This is a genomic window from Marinagarivorans sp. (genome assembly GCF_982758155.1).
Genome location: NZ_CEXWTU010000308.1, coordinates 1 through 4,787 on the forward strand (window position 1 = coordinate 1; position 4,787 = coordinate 4,787).

The following is a 4,787-nucleotide window of genomic DNA, read 5'->3' on the forward strand; positions in this document are numbered from 1 at the left end:
TTGACTACCAAGGCATTGTCGGCATTTTAGAAAATGGCGGGGATGCTCCGATGCCCGCATGTAGCACTGGGGACAACTGTGCGACTAAATTGGCCGATTACATTTGGGTCGAGTTTGTTGGCGGAACTCTCACGAGTGACGGTGGTGAGCGCCCTGTTTCGTCTGGGCCTTCACAGGCTGAAATAGACAACCGTGTAAATGCCGGTAAAACACTTTATGACGACACAGATGGCGATGGTTGTGCAGGCTGCCACGGTGCCAACGGCAATGACGGATTCTTTAATGACCTAACCATTACGGAGCTTGACTACCAAGGCATTGTCGGCATTTTAGAAAATGGCGGGGATGCTCCGATGCCTGCATGTAGCACTGGGGACAACTGTGCGACCCAATTGGCCGATTACATCTGGGTCGAGTTCTTAGGTAAAACACTAACGGCTGACGGGGGAATTTAACCACCAGAAACTGAACTGAAATCATACAAACGGCCTTCGGGCCGTTTTTTATGCCTGCAATAACTACCTTCTAGCATTAACCAAAATCGACCTACTCATCTCCCCCCGCTTTAGCCTTTACAGCATCCCTATCAAGCCCATCCCTTTTCGCTTTTTTCTCGATATACGATTCAGGGACTTTTAACGGTGTAAGGTCCGCTAATTTATGCGTTAGCCCCTCAAAAACTGTCGCCCACAATTCTGTGTTCGCCTTGTGCTTTTTAAAATGAGCCACCAACTTAACGGCGCCCCATATAATAACGATCAAACCCATCACAATAGCGAGTTCAACAAATACTGAAACACCCATTTATACCACCCAAGATTCACCTAGTTGCCCCTAACGTTGCATTAACTTTTGGCCCAGTATCGCTTCGCTGCTTCTATAGCAGCATTTCTAGCGTCGTACTCAATTTTTCTGGATCTCACCTAGAGTGACTAGTATCAATCCAAAAAAATCTCCGTTCAAAGCTATAAATACCACGCTAAAAGCTCCTGAACTCAAAACCTAATGCAACGTTAGGGTTGATTGCAATCTTGCGCCTTAATTATATTTTTCAAGCAATAGCCATAACGCGAAATGATCACCAACTCCATGACCATAAATTTTTCCGCTTTAAATAAAAGCACCCCAACCAACATAACCACAAGAAAGCAGAAAGGCCCAGGCCCATAAATAGTGCCGGTTTAGGGTTTGCCCATGAGCTAATCGCACCGGCATAAGTAGCAATCAAAATATAAGGCACGGCACCAATCAGCCATGCGCCAAAAAACACATAAAAACGCATTTTTGAGATCCCCGCCATACAGGCTGTTGCTTCTGGCAATATTGGCATTGCTCGCGCCAATATAATCATCACAACTCCATTACGCTGAAAAGCCGCTATAGCATCATCGCGCTTGGTTTGATTTTTAAGCAGCAAATACAGCAGTCGATGGCCATAAAATAAGCTCAAAAAATATCCCACCAAAGCGGCCAACAAAGTGCCCACAAAAACAACTGCCGCGGCCAACGGATAGCCTAAAAAGTAACCCGCAAGGACGATTACCGTTAGTGTCGGCATAGCAATGAAAAGATCTAAAAACAATAACACTACAACAATAGCGGAAAGAATATACGGCGAAAGCGTAGATGCCCAAGTTAACCACGCCGTTACTTGATCAACCGAAAGCCAGCCCATGAGCTTCATCACCAAAAAAGTCGCCGCGAATACGAGACTGATCACCAACAATACTTTTAGCATGGACTTCATAGTTACCCCCTAATTGTTCTTTAAAATGTGCTGTGCGAAGGTTGGCGCCAACCGCAAAAGCAGCCGTAGCCAGCGAACCTTACCGATGTCGTTGGCAACAATACCCCGCGCCAAACCTTGCAGTACCTTTTTTGCAGCCTCACTTGCGGGCATTTTGTGCTCTCCTCGACCTTGCGTCATAGCTGTATCTACAAGAGGTAAAAAAGCCTGTTGTACATTAATATTTGTACCTTCCAACTGATAGTTTAATGATTGGGCAAAGTTATTTAAGGCCGCCTTAGTACCGCAATAGACTGCAGATGTTTTCTTCGGTGTTAAAGCTAAAGCCGAGTTAATTATCAAAATTCTAGAAGGCTTGGCATTATGCAGCGAAGGAAGTAACCCATGAATCAAACAGCAAATTCCTGTAAAGTTAAGGTTTACTTCATGCTGAATGTTCTCGAGTCGAAAGGCTTTATCAAGGAGGGTTGGCACATACTGCACTGCCGCATTACAAATAAGGATATCGATAGTTTTGAAATTCTGCGTTACGCTTTGTGCAACTAATGTTACCTCTTTCATGTCCGAAAGATCAGCTTGGTACGTTTTCGCTATAGCCACCTCCTGCGCCAAAGCCTTGAGCCTTGAAGCGCTACGCGCTATAACAATCACCTCATTTTCGAGGCAAAGCCGTTTAGCAATTTCTAAACCAATTCCCGATGTACCTCCGGTAATTACAATACGTTTACCCATAATCTTCATAAAAGCCTCCGCTGTGGTGGCCAGCTTAAACATGTAGTGGGCAGCGCTCATTAACCTAGGTTAATAACCATGAATTTTATTGATTTAATCAAAAATGAAGGCAAGAGAATCACAAAGAAGAAGGGACAACACCTATTTCGACAGGGTAATCAAAGTGGATCACTTTACTGGGTAGAATCTGGCCTATTGAAGGCCTACTACACCACTAGCGATGGTAAAGAATTGATAAAGTCCTTTATTACGAACAAGAGTATTATCGGCAGCCTTACATCGGCATATGCTGAGAATACCTCCTCATTTAGCTTAGTCTGCCTAGAAGACAGCGCACTGATTGAAACGCCCTTTACGGTAATCCATCAACACAGTCGCAGCGACCAGACTATCGCCAATCATATGATTGAAGTGCTACTGCAATTTGCGATGAGAAAAGAACAGCGTGAATTTGAATTCCTCTGTTTATCACCAGAGGAGAGGTACCAAAAATTTTTTCTCGAATCCCCAGAAATTTTAGATAAAATAACCCAAGCTGATTTAGCTAAATACCTAGGAATTACCGCTGTCGGATTAAGTCGAATTAAAAAGAGAGTCAAGCTCGAAAGTAACTAAATCCCCGCAAGTTAAACGGTTTTAACGCGTAATTTTTTTGATCGGATCTATATTGTTTATGAGGATACCTCTGGCAATATAATTCGGCTAAACGGCGAATGCTGGAAAACCGAAAAATCGTTACGCAGCCCCCAAAGCGCTGCGCTAGATGGGCGGATCGATACGGGCGCTATTAGAGGTATTTATACGGAACCAGCCGGCAATAGAATAGCGATCGCAGGTAGCCGGCAATACCTCATGCGGGAACTCCTCACTCAAAAACGCGACAACGGTTCCAAAACCCGGACGAACACGAATTCCCTCTTGATCCTCTGCCGTTTTATACAACACCAGCTCGCCGCCATTATTAGCATCCCAATCGCGATTTAAATACACCACCAGCGACAACATACGATTGGCCTGCCCTTTAAAAGCATCGCAATGGCGCTTGTAGAAATCACCGGCAGCATAGTGTGCAAAATGGCTTTCAAACGAAAACAGGCCCAAAAACAGGCGTTGATTAATCTGCGCCTTTAACCGCTCTGCCCAGGCTAACCATGCAGCTTCGGTTTCGTTTGCCCCCGATATCCAATGAATACGATCCGAGCGGACCGATTCTTTTAACACATATTTATCTGAACGACCAATTCCTGCGGCATCAAACCCCGCATGCGGAATGGCCAAAACCGCATCCAACATGGATTGCGCAATCGCTTCGGGCAATGCATTTTCGCGAATACTAAAACCATCGCGGTACAAGTCCTCGGCTAAATCCGCCAATACACTTTCAGCTTCGGTATCACCAAGCTGTTTATTTAAATCGACTAATGCATCAATTTTTATCACAGGCTACGCCCCCTTCACACTAACAATCACTATAACGCCCAAAGGGGAAATAGTGCGCCAAGCGAACTATAAAAATACGCCAATCGCTTAATCCAAGCACAATAATGAGCCTCTCATTCCTCTTCACCACAATCGAAGCATACGTTAAATTGTAGTCGCGACTATTCTTTCGAAATACCAACATTAACGGTTGCCCCCACCGCCGCCCCTTGCTACATTCTGCTTAATATTTTACATACTCGCAGTCATATGATTGGCACAGGGTGGCACTTTTTAAACCACAACATTAACACTCGGTCACAGGCGTACTTTAACCCTTAAAGTACGCCACCTAAATTAGGCGGAACATCCCCACCCGCCTGAATATTCTAAAGGGGTATCACTTGGAGAAAAACAAATGGAATGGTATTTAGCGGTATTAAAACAGTATGCTGTATTTACGGGTAGAGCACGCAGAAAAGAATATTGGATGTTCTGCCTATTCAACCTAATTATCGCCGTAGTTTTAGCTATTATTGAAGGCGTTATAGGTAGCCCGGGTATTGTAGGAATGATTTATAGCTTAGCGGTATTGGTACCCAGTATTGCTGTGGGCATTAGACGACTACACGATACAGGCCGCACCGGCTGGTGGTTATTAATTGCGCTTATTCCACTTATTGGCGCCATCGTATTGATTATTTTTACCGTGCAAGACAGCAACGAAGGCGATAACGCCTACGGCCCAAACCCAAAATTGAATGACGCTTAACTAGCACGTATTATTAAGGGGCGAGGAAGCAATATTTCATCCACTAATGCTTGATCTCGGCATCCTTATCTTCGTTGCTCAAAGCGTTACATGCCCCGGCATGCGCCCCTTTAAGCG

The 4,787-nt window shown here is 44.7% G+C and carries 7 protein-coding genes; 3 read left to right on the forward strand and 4 right to left on the reverse strand.

The genetic code is table 11. The annotated features are described in order from the left end of the window. Nucleotides 1-455, forward strand: a 455-nt coding sequence (locus AC3A8L_RS19945; RefSeq protein WP_487964025.1) for a c-type cytochrome, incomplete at its 5' end; no start/stop codon positions are given. Nucleotides 456-546: 91 nt separating this feature from the next. Here AC3A8L_RS19945 and AC3A8L_RS19950 read toward each other — a convergent pair. The 3 genes from AC3A8L_RS19950 to AC3A8L_RS19960 form a co-directional block, all read right to left on the reverse strand. Then, on the reverse strand, nt 547-804 hold the full coding sequence (locus AC3A8L_RS19950; RefSeq protein WP_487964026.1) for a hypothetical protein: 258 nt from the start codon (nt 802-804) through the stop codon (nt 547-549). Nucleotides 805-1,078: 274 nt separating this feature from the next. Continuing rightward, nucleotides 1,079-1,747 (reverse strand): TVP38/TMEM64 family protein, encoded by a 669-nt coding sequence (locus tag AC3A8L_RS19955; RefSeq protein WP_487964027.1) that lies wholly within the window; start codon nt 1,745-1,747, stop codon nt 1,079-1,081. Nucleotides 1,748-1,756: 9 nt separating this feature from the next. Continuing rightward, complete coding sequence (locus tag AC3A8L_RS19960; protein ID WP_487964028.1) at nt 1,757-2,488, reverse strand: SDR family NAD(P)-dependent oxidoreductase; 732 nt, start codon at nt 2,486-2,488, stop codon at nt 1,757-1,759. 69 nt (nt 2,489-2,557) lie between these two features. Between AC3A8L_RS19960 and AC3A8L_RS19965 the strand changes: the two genes are divergently transcribed. Continuing rightward, nucleotides 2,558-3,094, forward strand: a complete 537-nt coding sequence (locus tag AC3A8L_RS19965; protein ID WP_487964029.1) for a Crp/Fnr family transcriptional regulator — start codon at nt 2,558-2,560, stop codon at nt 3,092-3,094. A gap of 144 nt (nt 3,095-3,238) precedes the next feature. Here the strand turns inward: AC3A8L_RS19965 and AC3A8L_RS19970 are convergent, their stop codons facing one another. Continuing rightward, nucleotides 3,239-3,919, reverse strand: coding sequence for a 2OG-Fe(II) oxygenase (locus AC3A8L_RS19970; protein WP_487964030.1), 681 nt, complete (start codon nt 3,917-3,919; stop codon nt 3,239-3,241). A gap of 397 nt (nt 3,920-4,316) precedes the next feature. On the opposite strand from AC3A8L_RS19970, the gene AC3A8L_RS19975 reads away from it, so the two are divergent. After that, nucleotides 4,317-4,670, forward strand: a complete 354-nt coding sequence (locus tag AC3A8L_RS19975) for a DUF805 domain-containing protein (RefSeq protein WP_487964031.1) — start codon at nt 4,317-4,319, stop codon at nt 4,668-4,670. The last annotated feature ends 117 nt before the right edge of the window (nt 4,671-4,787 follow it).

Excerpts from the sequence above, each read along its gene's own strand:
- AC3A8L_RS19950 (WP_487964026.1), bottom strand. The coding sequence starts at position 804 with ATGGGTGTTTCAGTATTTGTTGAACTCGCTATTGTGATGGGTTTGATC.
- AC3A8L_RS19955 (WP_487964027.1), bottom strand. The coding sequence starts at position 1,747 with ATGAAGTCCATGCTAAAAGTATTGTTGGTGATCAGTCTCGTATTCGCG.
- AC3A8L_RS19960 (WP_487964028.1), bottom strand. The coding sequence starts at position 2,488 with ATGAAGATTATGGGTAAACGTATTGTAATTACCGGAGGTACATCGGGA.
- AC3A8L_RS19965 (WP_487964029.1), top strand. The coding sequence starts at position 2,558 with ATGAATTTTATTGATTTAATCAAAAATGAAGGCAAGAGAATCACAAAG.
- AC3A8L_RS19975 (WP_487964031.1), top strand. The coding sequence starts at position 4,317 with ATGGAATGGTATTTAGCGGTATTAAAACAGTATGCTGTATTTACGGGT.